The organism is Microvirga arvi (genome assembly GCF_016892765.1).
Classification (GTDB): Bacteria; Pseudomonadota; Alphaproteobacteria; order Rhizobiales; family Beijerinckiaceae; genus Microvirga; species Microvirga arvi.
The window spans coordinates 1-1,360 of the sequence record NZ_JAFEMD010000177.1; the positions used below are offsets into that span (position 1 = coordinate 1).

1 pseudogene is annotated in these 1,360 nt (G+C 67.4%); it reads right to left on the reverse strand.

Going from position 1 to position 1,360, the window contains the following annotated elements:
* Positions 1-15 precede the first annotated feature (15 nt).
* Positions 16-1,311: pseudogene (locus ILT44_RS30375) on the reverse strand (IS701 family transposase).
* Positions 1,312-1,360: the final 49 nt, after the last annotated feature.

Below are 1,360 nucleotides of genomic sequence, written 5' to 3' on the forward strand. Positions count from 1 at the left end.
TACTACAGCCGTGGTTTACGTCGGCGTCGGGTGCGCTTGCGCCAGTGACACTCGCGGGCACGCTGCTGGTGTCGTCGACGCCAGACGGACCAATGCTCGACGGCCTCAACCGAAGGCGGCCGCTCCCACAGCAGATGCCAGAGCAGGCGGCGCACTTCCGGCACGGTGAGCGGCAGCAGCCCCGCGGCCTGCCCGACGGGGGCCTCTCCCCCCGATGGCGTGCCGGCGCACGACGGTGAGATAGGCATGCGCCAGCATGGACAACGTGATGTGCCGGTGCCAGCCCGTCCACGCGCGCACCTCGTACTCGTCCAAGCCGGTCTCACCCTTGGCTTCCTCAAAGCAGCTCTCGATCCGCCAACGCATCCCCGCAATCCGCACCAACTCGGCCAGCGACGTCTCCTCCGGGGATCGGGTGAGATAGAACGTGAACTGATGCGGGCGGCCCTTCTTGCGCCGGATCAGCAGCCCGGTTTCCCAGCCCGGCACCGGCGGCGTGCGATACGGCAGATAGGCCCAATCGTACAGCCGTGGACCCTTGGCGCCATCGCCGGCGCTGAGCCGCCGCCAACCTCTGGCCGGCACGTCCTCGAGCCAATCCTCGACGGGCTTGAACCCGAGCCGCTGGGCCGAGGTGACCGCCAGCACATAGCCGCGTCCATGCGCTTCGATCAGGCGCCGCGTCCGGGAATCGGCGCCATACACACAGTCGCCCACCACCCAGGTGCATGGCACGCCCGCGGCAAAGGCGCGTTCCAACATCGCATGTCCGAGCTTCGGCTTGGTGGTGAAGCCGACCTTCTCCGGCACGCCCGCTTCCGCACGGCGTGCGGCGTCAAAAGCCCAGGTCTCGGGCAGGTACAGCGCCCGGTCGATCAGGGCATGTCCGTGCCGGCTGGCATAAGCGAGAAACACCCCGATCTGGCAGTTCTCGATGCGGCCTGCGGTGCCAGAGTACTGGCGTTTGACGCCGGCCGACTTGTCACCCTTCTTCAAGAAGCCGGTCTCGTCGAGCACCAGCACGGCGTCAGGATCGCCCAGGTGCTCGACCACATAGGCGCGCAGATCATCGCGCACCGCGTCGGCATCCCAATGCATGCGGGCAAGGAAATCCTGCACGCCATCAGGGCTGGCATCGCCGGCCGCTTCCGCCAGGTGCCAGCCGTTCTTGCGCTCCAGCGGCGAGAGTAGACCCTGCAGGTAAGCCCGGGCGCGTCGGCGCGGCTCGACGCGGCTGAACCGGGGAGCAATTCGGGCGACGAGATCATCCAGTTGATGGGCCCAGTGGTGGGCCTGGCTTAGGTGCGTCATGGCGCGACACCTCCGTGTCTAAGACAACGCACAAGGCCCGGCTGTAGTA